The organism is Streptococcus sp. 27098_8_109 (genome assembly GCF_041432295.1).
In the GTDB taxonomy this organism is placed as follows: Bacteria; Bacillota; Bacilli; order Lactobacillales; family Streptococcaceae; genus Streptococcus.
Genome location: NZ_JAPVZJ010000003.1, coordinates 1 through 23,520 on the forward strand (window position 1 = coordinate 1; position 23,520 = coordinate 23,520).

Here is a 23,520-nt window from a genome sequence, read left to right on the forward strand (position 1 = left end):
AACTGGTTCCTTTTTTGTGTTTAGATGACATGGCGTTCAAAGGCATCGTCAGAGATTCCTTGTTGGAGAATCAATTTTGCCCATTCTTTAGCTGAAAAGAGGCTGTGATCCTTGTAGTTACCGCAAGATTCGATGGTTGTTCCAGGGACGTCTTCCCAAGTAGTAGTCTCAGCGATTTCCTTGAGCGAATCCTTGATGACGGCCGCGATTTCAGCACTGGTGTGGCGCCCCCACATAATCATATGGAAGCCTGTGCGGCAACCAAATGGTGAACAGTCAATCATGCCGTCGATGCGGGTACGGATGAGCTTGGCTAAGAGGTGCTCAATAGTGTGAAGGCCAGCGGTAGGGATAGAGTCTTCGTTTGGTTGCACTAAACGAATATCATAATTGGAGATGATGTCTCCCTTTGGTCCTGTTTCTTCCCCAATCAAGCGAACATAGGGTGCTTTAACAATGGTGTGGTCAAGTTCAAAACTTTCAACAATAACTTCTTTTGACATGGTAAATCCTTTCAGTTTTCTTCTTTCATTATAACATAAAGCCGGCTCTTGAGTCAGAGAGAAAACCTCTCCGAGGCTGGAGAGGTTGAAATCTTTATTTACGATACAAGCGGTCGTATTGGTAGTAAGGGTCAAAGGTTACATTGATACCCAATTTGCGAAGGACATTCTTGTCTTCATCGGTTAAGATGATGGTTGAGTGCGCTTCGCTTCCTTTGAGGTTGCCAAGTTCTTCCATAGCACGAGCAGCATCAGGATTTTCTGTAGCTGTGATAGCAAGTGCAATCAGGATTTCATTTGAATGAAGGCGTGGATTGCGGCTACCGAGATGATCGATTTTAAGACCTTGGATTGGCTTAACAACTTCAGGTTCGATTAGTTTTACTTCTTTAGCGATGTCAGCTGATTTCTTGATAGCGTTGATAAGAGCAGCGGCTGTAGGGCCAAAGAGTTCTGAGTTCTTACCAGTGACAATTTCCCCAGTTGGCAATTCAAGGGCTAGGGCAGGGCCGCCAGTTTCTTCTGCCTTTTGACGGGCAACGACAGCAACCTTACGGTCTGCAGGTGTGATACCAAGGTCGTTCATAAGCAACTCGATTTTCTTGACAGCAGATTCGCCAACTTTTTCGGCTTTAAAATCAAGAACAGTTTGATAGTAGCGACGGATGATTTCTTGTTTAGAAGCTTCGACAGCAGCTTCATCATCTGTAATAGCGAAACCAACCATGTTGACACCCATATCTGTCGGAGAAGCGTATGGAGACTCTCCTAGGATACGTTCCAACATGCGCTTGAGCACTGGGAAAATTTCGATATCACGGTTATAGTTGACAGTGGTTTCTTCGTAGGTTTGGAGATGGAAGGGGTCAATCATGTTGACATCATCAAGGTCAGCTGTGGCAGCCTCGTAGGCCAAATTAACTGGATGATGAAGGGGAAGATTCCAGACTGGGAAGGTTTCAAATTTAGCGTAACCAGACTTGATACCATTGATTTGGTCGTGATACATATTGGACATACAAGTTGCTAATTTTCCAGAACCAGGTCCAGGAGCGGTTACGACAATCAAGTTGCGACTGGTTTTGATGTAGTCATTTTTTCCCATGCCTTCTGGAGAAATGATGTGATCCATATCCGTCGGATATCCTTTGATTGGATAATGAAGATAAGAATCAATTCCGTTTTTTTCCAGTTGGTTGCGGAAGGCATCTGCAGCTGGTTGGCCAGCGTACTGTGTGATGACCACTGAGCCAACAAAAATTCCCAATTCATTGAATTTATCAATCAAGCGAAGAACTTCTTGGTCATAAGAAATTCCCAAGTCACCACGTGCCTTGGAATGTTCGATGTTGCTAGCGTTAATGGCAATTACAACCTCGACTTGCTCTTTCAATTCTTGCAAGAGCTTGATTTTGTTGTCAGGCTCATAACCAGGAAGGACACGAGCAGCGTGGAAATCTTCTAACATTTTGCCACCAAACTCCAAGTAGAGCTTGCCGTCAAATTGGTTAATGCGCTCCAAAATGTGGTCGCGCTGTAGATTCAAATATTGTTCAGAACTAAAAGCTTGTTTTTTCATTTTTTTACCTCTGACCCCTATTATAATAAAAAATTGGAAGTTAGGAAACTATGGAGTTAAAAAAGGAATCAAAAAGATTAGGCAAACGCTTGCATAAAATTTTAAAAAGCGCTATCATAGACTACAGCTTATTAAAATAATGAGGTAAGAAGATGCAAGAAAAATGGTGGCACAATGCCGTAGTCTATCAGGTCTATCCTAAGAGTTTTATGGATAGTAATGGAGATGGAACTGGCGATTTGCCAGGAATTACCAGTAAGTTAGACTATCTAGCCAAGTTAGGAATTACAGCGATTTGGCTTTCTCCAGTTTATGACAGTCCTATGGATGATAATGGCTATGATATTGCTGATTATCAAGCGATTGCAGCTATTTTCGGAACCATGGAGGATATGGACCAACTGATCGCGGAAGCTAAGAAGCGTGATATTCGTATCATCATGGACTTAGTGGTCAATCATACTTCAGATGAGCATGCTTGGTTTGTCGAGGCCTGTGAAAATCCTGATAGCCCTGAACGAGACTACTATATCTGGCGGGATGAACCAAACGATTTGGAGTCTATCTTTAGTGGGTCTGCTTGGGAGTACGATGAAAAGTCAGGTCAGTACTATCTCCACTTTTTCAGCAAGAAGCAACCTGATCTCAACTGGGAAAATGAAAAACTTCGTCAGAAAATTTATGAGATGATGAATTTCTGGATTGATAAAGGCATTGGTGGTTTCCGCATGGATGTCATTGACATGATTGGGAAAATTCCTGACGAGAAAGTAGTCAATAATGGTCCCATGCTCCATCCCTATCTCAAGGAGATGAATCAGGCGACCTTTGGAGATAAGAATCTCTTGACAGTGGGAGAGACCTGGGGAGCAACGCCAGAGATTGCCAAGCTCTACTCGGATCCAAAGGGGCAAGAATTGTCTATGGTCTTCCAGTTTGAACATATCGGTCTTCAGTATCAGGAAGGTCAGCCTAAATGGCACTATCAAAAAGAGCTGAATATCGCTAAGTTAAAAGAGATTTTCAACAAATGGCAGACAGAGTTAGGAGTTGAGGACGGCTGGAATTCCCTCTTCTGGAACAATCATGACCTCCCTCGTATTGTCTCAATCTGGGGAAATGATCAAGAATACCGCGAAAAATCTGCCAAAGCCTTTGCAATATTGCTTCATCTCATGAGAGGGACTCCTTATATCTACCAAGGTGAGGAGATTGGGATGACCAACTATCCGTTTGAAACGCTGGACCAAGTAGAAGATATTGAATCTCTTAACTATGCGCGTGAAGCTCTTGAAAAAGGTGTTCCGATGGAAGAAATCATGGACAGTATCCGTGTCATTGGACGTGACAATGCCCGTACTCCAATGCAATGGGATGAGAGCAAAAACGCTGGTTTCTCGACAGGTCAGCCTTGGTTGGCAGTCAATCCAAACTATGAAGTAATCAACGTTCAGAAAGCGCTGGCAAATCCAGAATCTATTTTCTATACTTATCAGAAACTGGTTCAAATCCGTAAGGAGAATAGCTGGCTGATTCGAGCTGACTTTGAACTATTGGAAACAGCTGACAAGGTCTTTGCCTATATCCGTAAAGATGGCGACCGTCGCTTCCTAGTTGTGGCCAACTTATCCAATGAAGAGCAAGACATGACAGTAGAAGGAAACGTCAAATCTGTCTTGATTGAAAACGCCCTAGCTCAAGAAGTCTTTGAAAAACAAATCTTAGCTCCATGGGATGCTTTCTGTGTGGAATTACTATAAATATTTTTTACAGAAAAATTTAAAATTGAAATCGCATAAAAACAAGGGAGGACTGTATGAAAGGCAGAAATCCTTTGTTTTTTTATAACCAAGGTTTATAAACTTTCATTCTCAAAATTCAATTAACTTTACAAATTCCCACTATTTTGGTAAAATAAACTTATGTTATAAAAACTAACATAAAGGAGAAAGAAGATGACTACAAAAAAGCGTGTCCTTAGTGCAGGCCTGACTTTTGCAGCTGCTTTGCTTTTAGCTGCTTGCGGACAATCAGGTTCAGATACAAAAACTTACTCATCAACCTTTAGTGGAAATCCAACTACATTTAACTACTTGTTAGACTACTACGCTGATAATACAGCCATCATTACCAACCTAGTTGATGGTTTGCTTGAAAATGACAACCACGGAAACCTAGTTCCATCTTTGGCAGAAGACTGGTCTGTTTCAAGCGATGGCCTGACTTATACCTACAAACTGAGAAAAGATGCCAAATGGTTCACGGCTGACGGTGAAGAGTACGCCCCAGTCAAGGCACAAGATTTTGTGACAGGTATCAAGTATGCAGTGGATAATAAATCCCAGGCCATTGACTTGATTCAAAACTCGATCAAGGGCTTGAATGATTATATTACAGGAGCGGATTCTGACTTTTCTAAGGTTGGAGTGAAGGCCATTGACGACCATACTGTTGAGTATACTTTGGCACGCCCAGAGCCTTACTGGAATTCAAAAACAACCAATAGTATTCTTTTCCCAGTGAATGAAGAGTTTCTAAACTCAAAAGGGAAAGATTTTGGGACCCTATCTCCAGATAGCATTCTCTACAGCGGACCTTATTTGTTAAAAGATTTCACATCAAAATCATCGATCGAGTATGTGAAGAACCCACATTACTATGATCATGACAAAGTATCAATTGAACACGTAAAATTGGCTTACTTTGATGGTTCAGACCAAGAATTGACCATCCGTAACTTTGAAAGTGGAGCTTATTCTATCGCTGGGGTTTATCCAAATAGTTCTAACTTTGCTAAGACCAAGGAGAAATATAAGGATAATATCGTCTATAGCTTGCAGGACAAGACTTCTTGGTATTTCAATTTCAACGTCAACCGTAAGGCTTACAACCATACGTCTAAAACGACAGATGAGCAGAAGAAGTCAACTGAGACAGCTGTCTTGAACAAAAACTTCCGCCAAGCGGTGAACTTTGCCCTGGACCGCACAGCCTATTCTGCTCAGTCAAACGGGGAAGAAGCAGCTAGCAAGACTCTTCGTAACACCCTAGTGCCTCCTACATTTGTCCAAGTTGGAGACAAGACCTTTGGAGAAGTAGTTGCTTCTAAATTGGTCAACTATGGCACAGAATGGTCAGATATTAACTTGGCAGATGCTCAGGATGCCTATTTCAACAAAGAAAAAGCCCAAGCAAAATTTGCGGAAGCTAAAAAAGAATTGGCAAGTCAAGGTGTGACTTTCCCAATTCACTTGGATGTTGCAGTTGATCAGACTAGTAAAAATGCTGTGACAGGCATGAACTCAGTTAAGCAAACCCTTGAGTCGGTTTTAGGTGCTGATAACATTGTCATTGATGTTCAACAACTTTCAACGGATGATTTTAATAATGTAGCCTTTTTAGCGCCAACACCAGCTGATCGTGACTATGATTTGAACTTTGATGGTTGGGTAGGTGACTACCAAGATCCGTCAACTTATCTTAATCCTTTCAATGCAGAGGATGGATTCTACCTCAAGATTTTTGGTCTAGATGCTCAAGAAGATAAAGCTAAGATTGCTAGCTTGGGACTTGATACTTACACCAAGATGCTCAAAGATGCAGATAGCGAAAATAAAGATGTAGCCAAACGCTATGAAAAATATGCTGAAGCACAGGCTTGGATGATTGACAATTCTCTGATTATGTCAGCCATGTCAAGTGGTGGTACAGCATCTGTAACCAAAGTAACGCCATTTACAAGAGGCTATTCACTGGTCGGCATCAAGGGTGATGGCAATAACTACAAGTACATGAAACTGCAAAAAGATACTGTGACAACCAAACAGTATGAAGAAGCTAAGACTAAATGGGAGCAAGAAAGTAAAAAAGCAATCGAAAAAGCTCAAAAAGAAGCAGAAAATCATGTTAAATAAAGATGAATGAGGTTCCGTAAGGGACCTTTTTGATGTTTATATAGTAAATTTATTGATGTAATTGTTTGCAAATCAAAAAGAATGTTTCGGAAAGAAGATGAAAACGCCTTACCTAAGCGGATTTATCTCACAAGTGTATTTTTTTATGATATAATAAAATGAAATAAAAATTGATAATAGAGGTATATCGTGAGTAGATCTTCGAAGCGAGCTCGTCAGGGTAAAACAAAAATATTGATTAGTTGGGGGTTGCTAGCTATCTATGCATTACTAGCAGTCTTTTTATTGTTTTTGATTTTCAAGTACAATATGCTAGCCTTCCGATATCTCAATATAGTGGTCACTGTCTTAATTGTAGCCTTAGCTATCTTGTGCTTCTTTTTAATTCGGTCCAAGAAAGTTCAAAATCTAACGCTGATTTTATTACTACTTGGTGTGTTAATCACTGGTACTTCTCTCTTTGCCGTAGGGCAGTTCATTGGATTTACCAGTCGTTTGAATGCAACATCGAATTACTCAAATTATTCGATGAGTATTGCAGTGTTAGCAGATAGTCCAATTGATAATATCAGTCAGGTAAGCAGTGTGATGGGACCGACTGGGACGGATAAGGATAATATCCAACAGTTGATGAATGATCTTAAGGATAGTCAAAATAGGGAATTGACTGTCGAAGAAAGTAGCTCCTATCTTGCGGCCTATAAGAGCTTGCTAGCCGGTGATACAAAGGCAATCATTCTAAACAGTGTCTTTGAAAACATTATCGAATCGGAATATCCTGACTATGCTTCGAAAATTAAGAAAATCTATACCAAAGAATTAACCAAGACGGTTGAAACTCCAAAAGATGTCAAAGGTGACAGTTTCAACGTTTATATCAGCGGAATTGATACTTACGGTCCAATTAGCTCAGTTTCTCGTTCGGATGTCAATATCATTATGACAGTGAATCGTGAAACGAAAAAGATTCTCTTGACAACGACACCACGTGATTCCTATGTTCCAATTGCAGATGGTGGCAACAACCAAAAAGATAAGTTGACCCATGCGGGGATTTATGGGGTAGATGCTTCAATTCATACCCTGGAAAATCTCTACGGTATTGACTTGAACTATTATGCTCGTTTGAATTTCACTTCTTTCTTGAAGTTGATAGATCTCCTTGGTGGGGTTGATGTTCATAATGATCAGGATTTTACATCATTGCATGGTAAGTTTCATTTTCCTGTAGGGAATGTTCATCTTGATTCGGAGCAAGCTCTTGGCTTTGTGCGTGAGCGCTATTCTTTGGCAGATGGTGATCGGGATCGTGGCCGTAACCAGCAAAAGGTCATTGTTGCAATTCTGCAAAAATTAACCTCTACGGAAGCTTTGAAAAATTATGACAGTATTATAAAAGGGCTGCAAGATTCGATTCAAACCAATATGCCACTTGAAACCATGATGAACCTGGTTAATGCCCAACTTGAGAGTGGTGGAACGTATAAGATCAATTCGCAAGATCTTAAAGGAACAGGGCGTATGGATTTACCATCCTATGCCATGCCTGAGAGTAGCCTCTACATGATGGAGATAAGTGATAGCAGTTTAGAGTCAGTCAAGGCTGCAATCAATGATGTGATGGAAGGGAAATAAGACAAAATGATTGATATTCATTCGCATATCGTATTTGGTGTGGATGATGGTCCGAAAACTAAGCAAGAAAGCAAGGCGCTTTTGACAGAAGCCTATAGACAAGGTGTAAGGACTATTGTATCGACATCGCATAGACGAAAAGGAATGTTTGAAACTCCTGAGGAGACGATAGAGACAAACTTCCAAGAAGTGAAGGAGTTAGCCAAGGAAGTGGCTCCAGATTTGACCATTCTCTATGGAGCAGAAATTTATTATACCCATGATGTGCTTGAGAAGTTAGAAAAACAGGTGATTCCAAGTCTCAATGGGACACGCTATGCTCTCATTGAGTTTAGTATGGCTACCCCTTACAGGGAAATCCATACTGCCTTGAGCAATGTTCTCATGCTTGGGATAACGCCTGTAGTTGCCCACATTGAACGTTACCATGAATTAGAAAATAACGAAAAACGGGTAAAAGAGTTGATTGACATGGGCTGCTACACTCAAATCAATAGCTCAAGTATTTTAAAACCAAAGTTATTTGGGGATAAATATAAATTTATGAAGAAACGAGCTCGCTATTTCCTAGAGCGTGATTTGGTACATTTTGTGGCGAGCGATATGCACAATTTAGACCAAAGACCGCCTTACATGAAAGAAGCTTATGAGATCGTCTCAAAACAATACGGTGAAAGAAAGGCGAGAGAATTATTTATCGAAAATCCTCGCTTTATCATAGCTGATCAAATTATTTAGGAGTTAACATGAAAGAAAATAAAGAAATCGGAATTGATGTTGTTCAATTATTTAAAATCCTTTGGAAGAAGAAACTCGCTATCATACTAACTGCGGTTGTGACAGCGTTACTTGCATTTGGCTTGAGTAGTTTTGTGTTGAAACCGGAATATGCTAGTACAACACGAATCTATGTTGTTAGTCGCAATCAATCTGAAAATACAGGGTTGACGAATCAGGATTTGCAGGCAGGTACCTATCTTGTAAAAGACTATAAGGAAATTATCCTTTCGCAAGATGTACTGGAAAAAGTCATTTCAAATCTTAAATTAGAGAAAACAGTTAAAGAACTAACTAAGAAAATTCAGGTGACAGTACCGGTAGATACTCGTATCGTATCGATCGTTGTTAAGGATGATCAACCAGAAGAAGCAAGTCGTATCGCAAATGCTCTTCGTGAAGTGGCAGCTGAAAAAATCATTAAGGTAACTCGTGTATCTGATGTAACAACATTAGAGGAAGCTAGACCAGCAATAACACCATCCTCACCTAATATTCGTCGAAATACTGCGCTTGCTTTCCTAGTAGGTGGAGCAGTGATGGTTGTTGCAGTCGTATTGCTTGAATTATTGGACGATCGTGTCAAACGACCAGAAGATGTCGAAGAAGTCATGCAGGTTGCACTTTTAGGAATTGTTCCAGATTTGGATAAGTTAAAGTAAGGGAGAAAACATGCCAACATTAGAAATCTCAAAAAAGCGTTTAGATTTTGCTAAAAAAGCTGAAGAACACTATAATGCTTTGCGTACCAATATTCAATTGAGTGGTGATAATTTGAAAGTTCTTGCTATTTCATCTGTCAGACCTGGTGAAGGAAAATCGACAACGTCAACTAATATCGCCTGGGCTTTCGCGCGTGCAGGCTATAAAACATTGCTAGTTGATGCGGATATCCGTAATTCAGTCATGTCTGGTGTCTTCAAGTCAAGGGAAAAAATTACTGGGTTAACTGACTTCTTAGCTGGAACTACTGATCTTTCAAATGGTCTCTGTGATACCAATATTGATAACCTATTTGTTATTCAGGCAGGACCGATATCACCTAACCCAACGGCCCTCCTGCAGAGTGAAAATTTCCATACCATGATTGATACCTTGCGTAAGTATTTTGACTATGTCATTGTGGATACTGCACCGATTGGGATGGTTATTGACGCCGCTATCATTACACAAAAATGTGACGCTTCTATCTTGGTTACGGCAGCTGGAGAGACAAAACGACGTGATATCTTAAAGGCGAAGGAACAGTTAGAACAAACAGGAACTCCTTTTTTAGGTGTGGTTCTAAATAAATTCAACACCGAAGTTGAAAAATATGGAGCTTATGGTGGTTATGGAGCCTATGGTTCCTATGGAAATTATGGGAAAAAGAAGTAGGTAGAGTTACCTAGGAGGTAGTTTTGAGAGAAGTATCAAATATTCGAAAACTAGAGATTCTCATAATACAACTGTTTCCAATTTATCTGTTATCGTTTGTATTAGCTAGTCATGAACTTCTGGTATTTCTGATGGTGGTTCACACTATTTCTTACTACATTAGTGCATATAGTAAAAATTTCAAATACCGGACCCTTGCAGAGGAATGTATACAAACGTTAAAATATATACTGGTCTATATTTTCTTATCCTGTATAGTTTTTCCTATTTTAGAACCAAATATACCATATTTATCATTAGCTAATCTATTATGCATTGTGACTGTAAATTCAATTATGCTAATGATTGTCAATATTTGGATTCGTAAGATTTGGAAATATCTATCACTTCAAAAAAAATATACTCAGCGTATCTTGCTAGTGACCACACGTGCACGAGTTGAGAGAGTACTAAAGCAACTGTCTAGTTATGAGTATGGCTATGTTTCAGCTGTTTGTATTGTGGATGATGAGCATTTTGAGTCTTCTAATTTGACAATCGTTACGTTGGATAACTTAGTAACCTATGCTACGAGATCAGTAGTAGATCAAGTGGTGATTAATCTTCCAAGTGAAAATTTTTTAATTGCAGATTTTGTTTCTCAATTTGAAATGATGGGCTTGCCAGTAGCTGTTAATATTGCGACTTTAGAATTTGTAACCAATAGTGAAAAAGCGATTCAACGTTTTGGGAATTCTAGTGTGGTTAATTTTTCAACAACCTTTTATCGTTCTAGTGATGTTGCTTTAAAACGAATGATAGATATAATCGGATCCTTATTTGGTCTAGTGATTTGTGGTATAGTGTCTATTTTTCTTGTTCCTTTGATAAAAAAAGATGGAGGTCCTGCTATTTTTGCCCAGGATAGGGTTGGTAGAAATGGACGTATATTTAAATTTTATAAATTCCGTTCTATGAGAGTAGATGCAGAGGAAATCAAGAAGGATTTGATGAGTCAGAACCAGATGCAGGGTGGGATGTTTAAGATTGAAAATGATCCACGTGTGACAAAGATAGGGTACTTTATTAGAAAGACGAGTCTAGATGAATTGCCACAATTTTGGAATGTTCTAAAAGGCGATATGAGTTTAGTTGGTACTAGACCACCAACCTTAGATGAGTATATGAAGTATACACCCGAACAAAAACGTCGTCTCAGTTTTAAACCTGGAATTACAGGCCTTTGGCAGATTAGTGGTAGAAGTAATATTACAAACTTCGATGATGTAGTAAAATTAGATGTTACTTATTTAGATGGCTGGACAATTTGGAAAGATATTGAGATTTTACTGAAGACAATAAAAGTTGTAGTAATGAAAGATGGAGCGAAATAATTTTTGTTTTATTATAAAATAAAGTAGGAGTGATATGAGAAAAGCAGTTTATATCATTGGTTCAAAAGGGATTCCTGCCAAATATGGAGGGTTTGAAACCTTTGTTGAAAAATTAACCGAATACCAAAAAGACAGCAACATACAATATTATGTTGCTTGTATGCGTGAAAATTCAGCCAAGTCTGGTATCACGGAAGACCGGTTTGAGCATAATGGAGCCATTTGTTTCAATGTTGATGTGCCCAATATCGGACCAGCCCGCGCCATCGCTTACGATATTGCAGCAGTCAACAAGGCTATTGAATTGGCTAAGGAAAACAAGGACGAAGCTCCCATTTTTTACATTCTGGCTTGTCGTATTGGTCCTTTTATTTCAAGAATTAAGAGAAAAATTCTAGCTATTGGGGGCACCTTGCTTGTGAATCCAGATGGACATGAATGGTTGCGAGCAAAGTGGAGCATGCCAGTTCGTAAGTACTGGAAATTTTCAGAGAAACTCATGGTCAAGCATGCTGATTTACTGGTATGCGATAGCAAAAATATTGAACAATATATTCAGGAGGACTATAAACAGTATCAACCAGAGACCACCTATATTGCCTATGGTACTGATACTGCTCCTTCAAATCTGAAAGCAGAAGACACAAAGGTTCGGAACTGGTATCAGGAAAAAGGAATTAACGAAAATGGTTATTATCTAGTGGTGGGACGATTCGTCCCTGAAAACAACTACGAAACCATGATTCGTGAATTTATCAAGTCCAAGTCCAAGAAGGACTTTGTCCTCATCACAAATGTGGAGCAGAATAAATTTTACGATCAGTTGTTACAGGATACTGGTTTTGATAAAGATCCTAGGGTCAAATTTGTCGGTACAGTCTATGACCAAGAGTTGCTCAAGTACATTCGTGAAAATGCTTTTGCCTATTTCCATGGGCATGAGGTTGGGGGGACAAACCCTTCTCTACTAGAAGCTCTAGCATCAACAAAACTGAATTTGTTGCTAGATGTTGGTTTTAACCGAGAAGTTGGGGAGCAAAGTGCGATTTATTGGAAAAAAGATGAGCTTTCACAAGTAATCGAGAAAGTTGAACAATTCGATGCAAAAATGATTGATGAGTTAGATAGACAATCAAATCAGAGAATTGCGGATGCTTTCACTTGGGAAAAGATTGTTACAGACTACGAGAAATTATTTAAAGGTTAGAAATGCAGAAAATTTTATATCTCCACGCTGGTGCCGAAATGTATGGCGCTGACAAGGTTTTGTTGGAGCTTATTAAAGGTTTGAATAAAGACGAATTTGAAGTACACGTTATTTTACCCAATGATGGTGTCTTAGTGGGTGCATTGGAGAGTGTTGGTGCTAAAGTTAGAGTTATCGATTATCCAATCTTGCGTCGTAAATATTTTAATCCTAAGGGGATTCTTGAGTATTTTGGCTCATATAATCGTTATTCAAAGAAAATCTCCAAATACGCTAAGGAAAATGGAATTACTCTCCTTCACAACAATACTACTGCAGTACTTGAGGGGATTTATCTCAAACGTAAATTGAAACTTCCTTTAATTTGGCATGTGCATGAAATTATTGTGAAACCAAAAGCAATCTCAGATTTCATCAACTTTTTGATGGGACGTTATGCTGATACGATTGTGACGGTTTCAAATGCTGTAGCTAACCACGTCAAGCAGTCTCGCTTTGTAAAAAATGGACAAGTTCAAGTTATCTATAATGGCGTTGACAATGCCGTCTATCATGAAATGGATGCCAACGCCACCCGTGAACAGTTTGGTATCGCAAAAGATTCTCTTGTCATCGGTATGATTGGTCGAGTTAATGCCTGGAAAGGACAAGGCGACTTTTTAGAAGCTGTGGCTCCAATTTTGAAGGCTAATCCAAAAGTAGTTGCCTTTTTGGCTGGTAGTGCATTTGAGGGTGAAGAGTGGCGTGTTGATGAGTTGGAAAAAGCTATATCAGACTTACCAGTAGCTAGACAAATCAAGCGTATCGACTATTATAGTAAGACGACAGAGCTCTATAATATGTTTGATATCTTTGTATTACCAAGTACCAATCCAGATCCTCTACCAACAGTAGTCCTCGAATCTATGGCTTGTGGCAAACCTGTAGTTGGTTATCGTCATGGTGGTGTCTGTGAAATGGTTAAGGAGGGGGCAAACGGTCTCCTAGCCACTCCAAATCAGCCTACAGAATTGTCGAAGGTCATTCAAGAATTAGTTGAGAAGACTGAGAAGAGAGAGCAATTTGGCAAGGCATCGGTCAAACGTCAAAAAGAACTTTTCTCATTACAAAGTTATATTCGTAATTTCTCAGAGCTATATAAGAAATACTAAGATGAATATTGAAAAAATTAAGAATAAATTAAAACCAATTGTATACCCAATTACTAATTTTATTCCTAGAAGAAGACTTAGGAATAAAAATTTTACTATCATTTGTGATAATTGTTGGGCTGGAAAAGTCTATCAGGAATTGGGCTTACCTTATCAAACGCCATTTGTAGGGATGTTTGTTTTCTCTCCTGATTACATCAAGATGCTCAAGAATTTAAAACACTATTTGAGTGGAAATATCCCCTTGAAATTTGTTAAGGAATCGAAATACATTAAAGACTTTGATAATGCTTATCCACTTGCCCTTTTAGACGATATCGAATTACATTTCTTACATTATGCAGATGAGAAAGAAGCAACTCAAAAATGGAACCGTCGTTTGAAGAGAATGCATTGGGATAATCTATATTTCAAGTTCAATGATAATGATGCCTGCACTTATGAGTTGATGAAAGAGTTTGAAGAGCTTTCATACAAGAGTAAGGTTATCTTCTCTTCTAAGAATTATAGTGATTTACCTTCCCTAGTTCATTTCAAATCAGCTGAAAAGCAAGGACATGTTGGCATCGACTTGAAAACGTATCATCGCTATTTTAATGTTGTTACCTGGTTGAATAAGGGCGGAGAGGATTTAAGTAAATGAAAAAGATAAGACTCATTATTCCATATTTTGGAAAACTTCCAAAGTTTTTCCCTTATTTTTTGTTGACCGCTAAACGTAATCAAAAGATTGATTTCTTAATTTATACTGATCAAAATGTTGACCAATTTGAAGTTTTAAACGCTGATAATATTGAATTTAAGACTCTTTCGTTTGATGATTTAAGAAAAAAAGTACAGTCTAAATTTGATTTTGAAATTTCTCTCAAAACTCCGTATAAATTATGTGACTATAGGGCTGCCTACGGGCTTATTTTTGAAGAAGAATTAAAAGAGTATGATTACTGGGGATTTTGTGATACAGATGTCTTACTTGGTGATATTTATCAATTTCTGGAAAAGCATAGCTTTTTTGAGAATGATTATGCTCGATATGGTCTTTTTGGTCACCTCCAAATATTTAAAAATTCACAAGAAGTTAATCATGTATTCATGTCTGGTAGAGGTTTAAACTATCGATTAGATTATCATAATGTCTTCACTAATGAGCAAACTTTTATTTTTGATGAAGCAGATGGTATCCAAAAGATTTTTGAAAAAAGTAATTTCAAACAACTGCAAGATAAATTCTTTCATGATATCGATATTAGTCATTTCTCATTTCGAGAATATGGTGAAAATGAACCTAAACGCTATTATTTTTGGTCAGAAAAGAATGGACTTGAGAGTATTGAAATTAAAGACAATAAGCTAGTCGTTAAACATCCATTATATGTACATTTCCAAAAAAGGACGATTGAATGTCCAGAGTTTGAGGTTGTCGATTCATTTTATGTTATACCTAACCGACTAGTCGTTGGAGATAAAATTTCTATACAAGAGATTGAAAAAGTAACAAATAATAGATTTTATTGGGAATATGTTAAGTCAACATTTTTAAAGAAGTTTAAGAGAGAAAAATGGACATTAGGTTTTATTCGACATAAGTTAAGGATGAAGAGTAAATGAATAATATAGATTTGAGCATTATTATTCCAGTATATAATGTTGAAAATTATTTAAGAAGGGGTCTAGATTCAATACTTTTGCAACCGTCATCAATCACATATGAAATTCTGCTAATTAATGATGGTTCAAGTGATAAAAGTGGTGCGATTTGTGATGAGTACCAAAGTAATTTTTCAAATGTTTTTGTTAGTCACATCGAAAATAACGGAGTGGCAGAAGCTAGGAATTTAGGTATTTCTTTATCAAAGGGAAATTATTTATATTTTATGGATCCGGATGATTTTTTGTCATATAATTTCTTTGATAAGATTTCTTCTAATTTAAAACAAAAATGGGATGTTCTTTGTTTTGGCTACAATGAAATTAAAGAAAATAAGAATACTGTATTGTCTTGTCGCCCTCATTTTTATACACATTGTGGTCTTCTTAGAAAGAATGAATTTAGAAATGAATTTATAGAATTATTCAAAACTGATATGATGTATAATGTTTGGTCAAGAATCTATAACAAGACATTTATTTTAAAGCATGATATTAGGTTTCCTAATAAACAAATAGGAGAAGATACTTTATTCAATTTTCAAGTTTATCGACATTTAAATACTATTCTATTTATTGATTCGACACTCTATAATTATATTGCTGGTAGAAATGGTTCAGCATTAACCAGTTTTCATCCTAGGAGAATTGAAATTCAATTAGAGGAACTTCAAGAATTACATAAATTGCTTGAACAGTTCCAATTAGAAGATGCCACATTAATTCAAGAAATTAAGACTAAAATAGTTGTCAGTGCAGCTTTTCAAATTTCAAATTTAAAGTTGAGAAGACAAAAAAAAATAGAATTATTACAATCTTTAGTTGATAATGAGGCATTTGAAAGTATTTTTTTGAATAATGGAGAGCAAATTATTGGATCTTATAAGGAGTTGTTGAGACAAAGAAACTTTTCTTTATTTCTTCGGAGATTGAGCATTGATCTTCTCACCAGAAAAAAATTTCAGATCGTTATATTTATTGAAAAAATGAAAATGAATCCAATCTTACGCAAGATTGCTTTTAAATAATTCTGGCTATAAGCATTAACAGTAAAAAGGATATTATGTTAAAAATTAAATTTGAGAACCTTTTGGTTATTTTTGTACTGACCATAATTACTGGATATGATACTATTACGACTACAATGTTAAATAGGACACTACCTAATATTCCTGTGGTTTTATTAATATGTGTAGTTTTATTATTGATTTTTAGATTTTTATTTATAAAAAAATTTAGTTCATTTTATATTGTATCCAGTATCTTGTTGATACTGACAAGTATTATAGTATTTTTACGTACAGGTGGGACCAATTTTCTTCTTTATTCATTGTTGATTATACTATTGTACCAAGTAGATGTTGATGTAGTTTTGAAAACATATGTGGGTGTATCAGGTACAATTGTTTTGTTAATCTTTCTACTTTCAATTTTAGGAGTAGTACCTAATTTACAATTTGCTCAAATCCGCTCCTCTAGTTTAGTAGTTAGAAATTCATTTGGATTTATTTATCCAACTGATTTTGCTTCTCACTGTTTTTATTTATTTATTGCTTGGGGTTACTTACTTAGAGAAAAATATATATTTTTGAGAACGATTGTAGGATTATCTTTAGCATTTTTTATACTAAAATTTTGTGATGCGCGACTAAATGTATTATCTATACTTGCTGCAACTTTGATTTTCATAATCATGTATTACACTAAAGAAAGAAAATATAGAGTATACAGTATAATGCCATATTTTGCTCTTATTTTTTCTGCTTTCATGTTTTATGTTTCCTACTTTTTCACATGGTCTTCTTCGTTCTATGTGAATTTAAATAATCTGTTTAGTATGAGATTGTTTTTAGGTAAAAATGCACTGGATACATATGGTTTACCTTTATTTGGTAAAGCTGGAGTAAAGTTTATTGGCTACGGAGGGACTACTGAGTCGGTTCATAGTTATAACTATGTTGATTCCTCTTATATCCAAATGTTATTTTATTACGGATTAATTCCTGTTGTATTACTAGTATTGATTTATGTGTTTGCTTCAAAAAAAGTTTATAAACAAAAAAAGTTTTTATTTCTAGCCTTGTTATCTCTTATTACAATTAACTGTATGATTGAAGCTTTCTGGATAAGACCAGGATACAATATTTTTATGTTTACTATTTTTGCTAATTTGTATGATGTTCAAAATAAGGAAATAAGAGAATTGTAAAACTATGAAAGTTCTAAAAAATTATGCTTATAATCTTTCTTATCAGCTATTACTCATAATACTGCCTATCATCACAACCCCATACGTTACGAGAGTATTTTCTTCAGATGATTTAGGAACCTATAGCTTCTTCAACTCCATTGTTGCCTATTTTGTTTTGTTAGCTGCTTTAGGAGTAGCCAACTATGGGACAAAGGAGATTTCTGGTAATCGAACAATAATTCGTAAGAATTTTTGGGGAATTTATACTTTACAGCTAGGTGCAGCTATTTGTTCTTTTGTACTGTATGTTTTGTTATGCCTGACTTTACCTGCTATGAAAAATCCTGTGGCCTATATTCTAGGTTTTAGTTTGCTTTCTAAAGCTCTAGATATTTCTTGGTTATTTCAAGGTTTAGAGGATTTTCGAAAGATTACAGTAAGAAATATTACGGTGAAATTAGCTGGTGTTATTTCTATCTTTCTATTCATAAGATCAGTAAACGACCTATATTTATATGTTTTTTTTCTGACGACTTTTGAATTGTTGGGACAATTAAGTATGTGGATACCAGCAAGAGAGTTTATTGGTAAACCATACTTTGATTTAATGTATGCTAAAAGGCATTTGAAGCCAGTCATCTTATTGTTCTTACCTCAGATTGCTATATCGCTTTATGTAACATTAGATAGCACTATGCTTGGAGCTCTTGCTTCAACAAGAGATGTAGGTATTTATGACCAAGCTTTGAAACTTATTAATATTTTATTAACTCTAGTAACTTCATTGGGTAGTGTTATGTTACCACGAGTTTCAAAACTTTTATCCTCAGGAGATCATAAAGCAGTTAACAAGATGCATGAGATGTCATTTCTGATTTATAATTTGGTAATTTTCCCTATTATGGCAGGGATGTTAATCGTAAATGATGATTTTGTAAATTTTTTCCTGGGGCAAGATTTTCAAGAGGCACGTTATGCGATAGCCATTATGATTTTTAGAATGTTCTTTATTGGTTGGACCAATATTATGGGTATTCAAATCTTAATACCTCATAATAAGAATAAAGAGTTTATGCTGTCAACAACAATTCCTGCTATTGTTAGTGTAGGATTAAATCTTATCTTGCTTCCAAAGTTGGGCTATATAGGTGCGGCCATTGTGTCTGTTTTAACAGAGGCATTAGTTTGGGGGATACAGTTATTCTATACTCGTTCTTATTTGAGAGAGGTGCCCATTCTAGGTTCATTGATCAAAATTATAATCTCATCTGGAGTTATGTATGGTATTTTGTTGTTTATAAAAAAATTCCTAAATGTATCACCGATGATTAATGTGGGACTGTATGCTGTTCTAGGAGCAATAATTTATGCCAGCTTGATCTTAATCTTAAAGGTAATAAATCCAAATGAGTTAAAACAACAATTATTAAAAAAATAAAGGGGTGTATTATGTACGACTATCTAATCGTTGGTGCTGGTCTGTCTGGAGCAATTTTTGCTTATGAAGCAACCAAGCGTGGAAAAAAAGTAAAAGTTATTGATAAACGTGACCATATTGGTGGGAATATATACTGCGAGAATGTAGAAGGTGTTAATGTTCATAAATATGGTGCCCATATCTTCCATACTTCTAACAAGAAAGTCTGGGATTATGTGAATCAATTTGCTGAATTTAACAACTATATCAACTCACCTGTCGCTAATTACAAGGGCAGTCTTTATAATCTACCTTTCAATATGAATACCTTTTATGCTATGTGGGGGACAAAAACTCCTCAAGAAGTCAAAGATAAGATTGCTGAACAAACAGCACATATGCAGGACGTTGAACCTAAAAACTTGGAAGAACAGGCTATCAAATTGATCGGTCCAGATATTTATGAAAAATTGATTAAAGGATATACTGAAAAGCAATGGGGACGTTCTGCGACAGACCTCCCACCATTTATCATTAAACGTCTACCAGTTCGTTTGACTTTTGATAATAACTACTTCAATGACCGTTACCAAGGAATTCCAATTGGGGGGTACAACGTTATCATCGAAAATATGCTGAAAGATGTAGAAGTAGAACTCGGCGTTGACTTTTTTGCCAATCGTCAAGAATTAGAGACTTCTGCTGAAAAAGTTGTCTTTACAGGGATGATTGACCAATACTTTGATTATAAACATGGTGAGTTAGAATACCGTAGTCTTCGTTTTGAGCATGAAGTTCTAGATGAGGAAAATTATCAAGGAAATGCAGTTGTGAATTATACAGAACGTGAAATTCCTTATACTCGCATTATTGAGCATAAACACTTTGAGTATGGTACTCAGGACAAAACGGTTATTACTCGTGAATACCCAGCTGATTGGAAACGTGGAGATGAACCTTATTATCCAATCAATGATGAGAGAAACAATGCTATGTTTGCTAAATATCAAGAAGAAGCAGCACAGAACGATAAGGTCATTTTCTGTGGACGTTTGGCTGATTATAAATATTACGACATGCATGTGGTCATTGAACGTGCCTTGAATGTTGTAGAAGAAGAGTTTTCACAATGACACAAGAAAAGATTGATATCGTTGTTCTCTGGGTAGATGGAAGTGATCCTAACTTTATTAAGGAAAAACAAAGAGTAACTAGTCAAAAGGAATCGTTAAATGTAGACGCAGATGGTGAACAGCGTTATCGTGAATATGGAATTTTTCAGTATTGGTTTCGTATGATTGAGAGACATGCGCCGTGGGTCAATAATATTTATTTAATTACGAATGGTCAAAAACCTAGTTGGCTGAATCTTAGTCATCCAAAGTTGAGATTTATATCACATAAGGAATTTATTCCAGCATCCTATCTTCCAACTTTTAATTCAGCGGCTATTGAGTTAAATCTTCATAGAATTGAAGGATTGTCTGAGAATTTTATTTATTTTAACGATGACATGTATTTGATAAAAGATGTAAAACCTTCAGATTTCTTCAAAAATAATCAACCGAAGCTTTTAGCAGTTTACGATGCTTTAGTTCCATGGTCGTCGTATACAAACACTTATCATAATAATGTTGAGTTAATTTATCGTCATTTCCCCAAAAAGCAAGCCTTAAAGTCTTCTCCTTGGAAATTTTTTAATTATAGATATGGTACTTTAATAATGAAGAATATCTTATTACTTCCCTGGGGGCCTACAGGATATGTAAATCAGCATCTTCCAGTTCCAATGAAAAAGAGCACTTTAGCTCATCTTTGGGAGATTGAGGAGGAGGTATTAGATAGAACATCACGGAATCAATTCAGAAATTATGGGGTGGATGTGAATCAGTATATTTGTCAGCACTGGCAAATTGAAAGTAATGAGTTTTATCCGATTTCAAAAAATATGGGTGAATCAATTGAGCTAAATCAAATTGATAAGCTGAAGAAGATTTTTGGAAATAAAAAGCGAAAACTACTATGTGTGAATGATAATATTAATATTGATGAAAGAAGTATTATACTTTTCAAAAAATTATTAGAAGAACGCTATCCAGAAAAGTCATCTTTTGAAAAATGAAAGGTAAAATATGAAATACTACTTAAAAGAAGAATTTTTAAATGATGTTAACCAAAAAAATGCTGGCAATAAGGCACGTAATGATGTTGAAACTGTGTTAAATGAGTTGGGATATATCCCTTTAAGAGTATTGGTTGATGATTGGTATAAAATGAATGTACTCAAGGCACAGATACATAAATATCAAGCACTATCAAAAGCATTCAAACTTTTAAAAAGAGGCGATGAGATTGTTATCCAATTTCCATTATTACACCATTCCTTACTATTTAGTAATTTACTAAAATCCCTTAGAAAAAAAGGTATTAAAATCTATTTCCTGATTCATGATTTAGAAACATTACGTTTTGTAAATGATGAAACATTACCTTTTAGAATGAAATTACGTATGAAAATTACGGAGGGATCTTCTTTACATTATGTAAATGGTATTATTGCTCATAATAAAGTAATGAAAGGAGTATTAGTCAATAAAGGAGTTCTTGGAGAAAAAATTACTAATTTAGAAATCTTTGATTATTTAATTCCAGATTTTATAGAAAAAACTAGTTTAAGAAAAGAACAACCAATAATTGTTGCAGGAAATTTATCACAAGATAAAGCAGCATATCTATACTCATTACCTATAGAACCACAATTTAATTTATATGGTGTTGGATTTGATGAGTCTAGGAAGTTATCTAATGAAACCTACTTTGGTTCATTTCTTCCAGATGAACTTCCATCAGTATTGGAAGGAAGTTTTGGTTTAGTTTGGGATGGTGACAGTTCTGAGACTTGTAGTGGATTTTTTGGAGAGTATCTACGCTATAACAATTCTCATAAAGCGTCACTTTATTTGGCTTCTGGTTTCCCTATCATTGTTTGGAAGGAATCTGCTTTGTCTCATTTTGTCTTAAAGAATAATTGTGGTATCACAGTTGATTCTTTGTTTGACATACAAGAAACAATCAATAATATTTCGGAAGAAGAATATCAAGAGTTAGTAGAAAATGCACAAAAGGTAGGAAATAATATAAGATCAGGATATTATTTGAAAATAGCTTTAGAGAAACTAACTAAATACTTAGTTTAAATTCACTAAGTAATGTATCATTTGTCTCTGATTACTAATTAGAAAAATTCTAATTTAATATAGAAAGGTAGTTCGATTATGAAAGGTATTATCCTTGCAGGAGGTTCAGGAACTCGCTTGTATCCTTTGACTCGTGCTATATCCAAACAACTGATGCCGGTTTATGATAAACCCATGATTTATTATCCTCTATCGACACTCATGTTAGCTGGTATCAAAGATATTTTAATTATCTCGACTCCTCATGATTTACCTCGTTTTAAAGAGCTGCTTCAAGATGGTTCGGAGTTGGGAATTAATCTTTCTTATGCGGAACAACCTAGTCCAGATGGATTGGCTCAGGCCTTCATTATCGGTGAAAAATTTATTGGAAATGACAGTGTCGCCCTAATTTTAGGAGATAATATTTACTATGGTCCTGGTCTATCTAAAATGCTTCAGAAGGCTGCTAATAAGGAGAAAGGTGCAACTGTTTTTGGATATCAAGTTAAGGATCCTGAAAGATTTGGTGTTGTGGAATTTGATGAGGAGATGAATGCTATTTCTATTGAGGAAAAACCAGAACATCCTCGTTCCAATTATGCAGTGACCGGCCTTTATTTCTATGATAATGATGTTGTAGAAATTTCAAAAAATATTAAACCAAGCCCTCGTGGTGAATTGGAAATTACAGACGTAAACAAAGCATATCTAGAACGTGGAGACTTATCAGTTGAGCTAATGGGGCGTGGTTTTGCTTGGTTAGATACTGGAACTCATGAAAGTTTATTAGAGGCGTCACAGTACATTGAGACAGTGCAACGGATGCAAAATGTTCAAGTGGCAAACTTAGAAGAGATTGCTTATCGTATGGGTTATATCAGCCGTGAGGATGTATTAAAGTTAGCACAACCTCTTAAGAAAAATGAATACGGACAATATTTGCTCCGTTTGATTGGAGAAGAATAGATGACAGATAATTTTTTCGGTAAGACGCTTGCGGTTCGCAATGTCGAAGCTATTCCAGGTATGTTAGAATTTGATATCCCTGTTCATGGTGATAATCGTGGCTGGTTCAAAGAAAATTTCCAAAAGGAAAAAATGCTCCCTCTTGGTTTCCCAGAGTATTTCTTTACAGAAGGAAAATTACAAAATAATGTATCCTTCTCACGTAAAAATGTTCTCCGTGGTCTACACGCAGAACCTTGGGATAAGTACATTTCTGTAGCAGATGGTGGGAAGGTTCTGGGTTCTTGGGTTGATCTACGCGAGGGCGAAACTTTCGGAAATACCTATCAAACAGTAATTGATGCAAGTAAGGGTATCTTTGTTCCCCGTGGTGTGGCTAATGGATTTCAGGTTCTATCAGATACAGTCTCTTATAGCTATCTGGTCAACGATTATTGGGCATTAGATTTGAAACCTAAATATGCCTTTGTCAATTATGCAGATCCAGAATTAGGAATTGAGTGGGCCAATCTTGCTGAAGCAGAGGTTTCAGAAGCAGATAAAAATCATCCACTACTTAAGGATGTAAAACCTTTGAAAAAAGAAGATTTGTAAAAAAGGAAAG

Annotated in this window: 21 protein-coding genes; 19 read left to right on the forward strand and 2 right to left on the reverse strand. The window is 36.2% G+C overall.

From position 1 onward, the window contains the following. Window positions 1-20: 20 nt before the first annotated feature. Both O3664_RS01805 and O3664_RS01810 read right to left on the reverse strand, forming a co-directional pair. On the reverse strand, window positions 21-503 hold the full coding sequence (locus tag O3664_RS01805) for an S-ribosylhomocysteine lyase (RefSeq protein WP_023946639.1): 483 nt from the start codon (window positions 501-503) through the stop codon (window positions 21-23). Window positions 504-597: 94 nt separating this feature from the next. After that, window positions 598-2,082, reverse strand: a complete 1,485-nt coding sequence (locus O3664_RS01810; protein WP_023946637.1) for a DUF1846 domain-containing protein — start codon at window positions 2,080-2,082, stop codon at window positions 598-600. 152 nt (window positions 2,083-2,234) lie between these two features. Here O3664_RS01810 and O3664_RS01815 point away from each other — a divergent pair, with 152 nt between their 5' ends. The 19 genes from O3664_RS01815 to O3664_RS01905 all read left to right on the forward strand — a co-directional run bounded on the left by O3664_RS01815 (window position 2,235) and on the right by O3664_RS01905 (window position 23,510). Further along, window positions 2,235-3,842: an alpha-glucosidase gene (locus tag O3664_RS01815; RefSeq protein WP_078237916.1), complete on the forward strand. Its 1,608-nt coding sequence runs from the start codon at window positions 2,235-2,237 to the stop codon at window positions 3,840-3,842. A 195-nt stretch (window positions 3,843-4,037) separates the two neighbouring features. Continuing rightward, entirely contained in the window at window positions 4,038-5,996 is a 1,959-nt protein-coding gene (locus O3664_RS01820; protein ID WP_261056231.1) for a peptide ABC transporter substrate-binding protein, read from the forward strand. 189 nt (window positions 5,997-6,185) lie between these two features. Next, window positions 6,186-7,631 carry an LCP family protein gene (locus O3664_RS01825; protein ID WP_214614841.1) on the forward strand — a complete coding sequence of 482 codons (1,446 nt, stop codon included), beginning with the start codon at window positions 6,186-6,188 and terminating at the stop codon, window positions 7,629-7,631. 6 nt (window positions 7,632-7,637) lie between these two features. Further along, on the forward strand, window positions 7,638-8,369 hold the full coding sequence (gene cps4B, locus O3664_RS01830; RefSeq protein WP_004258257.1) for a capsular polysaccharide biosynthesis protein Cps4B: 732 nt from the start codon (window positions 7,638-7,640) through the stop codon (window positions 8,367-8,369). Between the two features lie 8 nt (window positions 8,370-8,377). After that, window positions 8,378-9,070, forward strand: coding sequence for a Wzz/FepE/Etk N-terminal domain-containing protein (locus O3664_RS01835; protein WP_000662188.1), 693 nt, complete (start codon window positions 8,378-8,380; stop codon window positions 9,068-9,070). 10 nt (window positions 9,071-9,080) lie between these two features. Further along, window positions 9,081-9,785, forward strand: coding sequence for a tyrosine-protein kinase (locus O3664_RS01840; RefSeq protein ID WP_004258260.1), 705 nt, complete (start codon window positions 9,081-9,083; stop codon window positions 9,783-9,785). Between the two features lie 23 nt (window positions 9,786-9,808). Beyond that, on the forward strand, window positions 9,809-11,158 hold the full coding sequence (locus tag O3664_RS01845; protein WP_371613550.1) for a sugar transferase: 1,350 nt from the start codon (window positions 9,809-9,811) through the stop codon (window positions 11,156-11,158). A 34-nt stretch (window positions 11,159-11,192) separates the two neighbouring features. Next, window positions 11,193-12,365, forward strand: coding sequence for a beta 1-4 rhamnosyltransferase Cps2T (cps2T, locus tag O3664_RS01850; protein ID WP_371613551.1), 1,173 nt, complete (start codon window positions 11,193-11,195; stop codon window positions 12,363-12,365). 2 nt (window positions 12,366-12,367) lie between these two features. Then, a complete protein-coding gene (locus O3664_RS01855; protein ID WP_371613552.1) occupies window positions 12,368-13,516 on the forward strand; it encodes a glycosyltransferase family 4 protein in 1,149 nt (382 codons plus the stop codon). 1 nt (window position 13,517) lies between these two features. Continuing rightward, window positions 13,518-14,159 (forward strand): DUF1919 domain-containing protein, encoded by a 642-nt coding sequence (locus O3664_RS01860; protein ID WP_371613553.1) that lies wholly within the window; start codon window positions 13,518-13,520, stop codon window positions 14,157-14,159. Further along, window positions 14,156-15,124, forward strand: a complete 969-nt coding sequence (locus O3664_RS01865) for a DUF6625 family protein (RefSeq protein WP_261228618.1) — start codon at window positions 14,156-14,158, stop codon at window positions 15,122-15,124. Before O3664_RS01860 ends, O3664_RS01865 begins: the two co-directional genes overlap by 4 nt. Beyond that, entirely contained in the window at window positions 15,121-16,191 is a 1,071-nt protein-coding gene (locus O3664_RS01870; RefSeq protein WP_371613554.1) for a glycosyltransferase family 2 protein, read from the forward strand. The genes O3664_RS01865 and O3664_RS01870 overlap by 4 nt, the downstream gene beginning before the upstream one ends. A gap of 35 nt (window positions 16,192-16,226) precedes the next feature. Next, the gene (locus tag O3664_RS01875; RefSeq protein WP_371613555.1) at window positions 16,227-17,372 is read left to right on the forward strand and encodes a polysaccharide polymerase; all 1,146 of its coding nucleotides are present in this window, start codon (window positions 16,227-16,229) and stop codon (window positions 17,370-17,372) included. Window positions 17,373-17,376: 4 nt separating this feature from the next. After that, window positions 17,377-18,792, forward strand: coding sequence for a flippase (locus O3664_RS01880; RefSeq protein ID WP_004258296.1), 1,416 nt, complete (start codon window positions 17,377-17,379; stop codon window positions 18,790-18,792). 11 nt (window positions 18,793-18,803) lie between these two features. Beyond that, a complete protein-coding gene (gene glf, locus O3664_RS01885) occupies window positions 18,804-19,904 on the forward strand; it encodes a UDP-galactopyranose mutase (protein ID WP_049551052.1) in 1,101 nt (366 codons plus the stop codon). Continuing rightward, window positions 19,901-20,893: a Stealth CR1 domain-containing protein gene (locus O3664_RS01890; RefSeq protein ID WP_049551053.1), complete on the forward strand. Its 993-nt coding sequence runs from the start codon at window positions 19,901-19,903 to the stop codon at window positions 20,891-20,893. The genes glf and O3664_RS01890 overlap by 4 nt, the downstream gene beginning before the upstream one ends. A 10-nt stretch (window positions 20,894-20,903) precedes the next feature. Next, the gene (locus O3664_RS01895; protein ID WP_033685503.1) at window positions 20,904-21,968 is read left to right on the forward strand and encodes a sugar transferase; all 1,065 of its coding nucleotides are present in this window, start codon (window positions 20,904-20,906) and stop codon (window positions 21,966-21,968) included. A 78-nt stretch (window positions 21,969-22,046) separates the two neighbouring features. Next, window positions 22,047-22,916 carry a glucose-1-phosphate thymidylyltransferase RfbA gene (rfbA, locus tag O3664_RS01900; protein WP_033685501.1) on the forward strand — a complete coding sequence of 290 codons (870 nt, stop codon included), beginning with the start codon at window positions 22,047-22,049 and terminating at the stop codon, window positions 22,914-22,916. Further along, window positions 22,917-23,510, forward strand: coding sequence for a dTDP-4-dehydrorhamnose 3,5-epimerase family protein (locus O3664_RS01905; protein ID WP_033685499.1), 594 nt, complete (start codon window positions 22,917-22,919; stop codon window positions 23,508-23,510). The last annotated feature ends 10 nt before the right edge of the window (window positions 23,511-23,520 follow it).

What these genes read in the sequence shown, in the direction of transcription:
- O3664_RS01805 (WP_023946639.1), bottom strand. Translation starts at nt 503, where the DNA reads ATGTCAAAAGAAGTTATTGTTGAAAGTTTTGAACTTGACCACACCATT.
- O3664_RS01810 (WP_023946637.1), bottom strand. Translation starts at nt 2,082, where the DNA reads ATGAAAAAACAAGCTTTTAGTTCTGAACAATATTTGAATCTACAGCGC.
- O3664_RS01815 (WP_078237916.1), top strand. Translation starts at nt 2,235, where the DNA reads ATGCAAGAAAAATGGTGGCACAATGCCGTAGTCTATCAGGTCTATCCT.
- O3664_RS01820 (WP_261056231.1), top strand. Translation starts at nt 4,038, where the DNA reads ATGACTACAAAAAAGCGTGTCCTTAGTGCAGGCCTGACTTTTGCAGCT.
- cps4B (WP_004258257.1), top strand. Translation starts at nt 7,638, where the DNA reads ATGATTGATATTCATTCGCATATCGTATTTGGTGTGGATGATGGTCCG.
- O3664_RS01835 (WP_000662188.1), top strand. Translation starts at nt 8,378, where the DNA reads ATGAAAGAAAATAAAGAAATCGGAATTGATGTTGTTCAATTATTTAAA.
- O3664_RS01840 (WP_004258260.1), top strand. Translation starts at nt 9,081, where the DNA reads ATGCCAACATTAGAAATCTCAAAAAAGCGTTTAGATTTTGCTAAAAAA.
- cps2T (WP_371613551.1), top strand. Translation starts at nt 11,193, where the DNA reads ATGAGAAAAGCAGTTTATATCATTGGTTCAAAAGGGATTCCTGCCAAA.
- O3664_RS01855 (WP_371613552.1), top strand. Translation starts at nt 12,368, where the DNA reads ATGCAGAAAATTTTATATCTCCACGCTGGTGCCGAAATGTATGGCGCT.
- O3664_RS01860 (WP_371613553.1), top strand. Translation starts at nt 13,518, where the DNA reads ATGAATATTGAAAAAATTAAGAATAAATTAAAACCAATTGTATACCCA.
- O3664_RS01865 (WP_261228618.1), top strand. Translation starts at nt 14,156, where the DNA reads ATGAAAAAGATAAGACTCATTATTCCATATTTTGGAAAACTTCCAAAG.
- O3664_RS01870 (WP_371613554.1), top strand. Translation starts at nt 15,121, where the DNA reads ATGAATAATATAGATTTGAGCATTATTATTCCAGTATATAATGTTGAA.
- O3664_RS01875 (WP_371613555.1), top strand. Translation starts at nt 16,227, where the DNA reads ATGTTAAAAATTAAATTTGAGAACCTTTTGGTTATTTTTGTACTGACC.
- O3664_RS01880 (WP_004258296.1), top strand. Translation starts at nt 17,377, where the DNA reads ATGAAAGTTCTAAAAAATTATGCTTATAATCTTTCTTATCAGCTATTA.
- glf (WP_049551052.1), top strand. Translation starts at nt 18,804, where the DNA reads ATGTACGACTATCTAATCGTTGGTGCTGGTCTGTCTGGAGCAATTTTT.
- O3664_RS01890 (WP_049551053.1), top strand. Translation starts at nt 19,901, where the DNA reads ATGACACAAGAAAAGATTGATATCGTTGTTCTCTGGGTAGATGGAAGT.
- O3664_RS01895 (WP_033685503.1), top strand. Translation starts at nt 20,904, where the DNA reads ATGAAATACTACTTAAAAGAAGAATTTTTAAATGATGTTAACCAAAAA.
- rfbA (WP_033685501.1), top strand. Translation starts at nt 22,047, where the DNA reads ATGAAAGGTATTATCCTTGCAGGAGGTTCAGGAACTCGCTTGTATCCT.
- O3664_RS01905 (WP_033685499.1), top strand. Translation starts at nt 22,917, where the DNA reads ATGACAGATAATTTTTTCGGTAAGACGCTTGCGGTTCGCAATGTCGAA.